General features: G+C 61.9%; 1 protein-coding gene. It reads left to right on the plus strand.

The window, feature by feature from the left end:
• The coding region (locus AB4874_RS20150) for an EF-Tu/IF-2/RF-3 family GTPase (protein WP_368393322.1) at positions 1-291 on the plus strand (291 nt) is incomplete at both ends.

Below are 291 nucleotides of genomic sequence, written 5' to 3' on the forward strand. Positions count from 1 at the left end.
CGCTGATGGAAGCTGTCGACGCTTGGATCCCGACGCCCGAGCGCGCCGTGGACCAGCCCTTCTTGATGCCGATCGAAGACGTGTTCTCGATCTCGGGTCGCGGCACGGTTGTGACCGGCCGCATCGAGCGTGGCGTTGTCAACGTTGGCGACGAACTGGAAATCGTTGGCATCAACGACACCAAGAAAACGACCTGCACGGGCGTGGAAATGTTCCGCAAACTGCTGGATCGTGGTGAAGCTGGCGACAACATCGGCGCACTGCTGCGCGGCATCGACCGTGAGGGCGTTG

This window comes from Thioclava arctica (genome assembly GCF_040892615.1).
In the GTDB taxonomy this organism is placed as follows: Bacteria; Pseudomonadota; Alphaproteobacteria; order Rhodobacterales; family Rhodobacteraceae; genus Thioclava; species Thioclava arctica.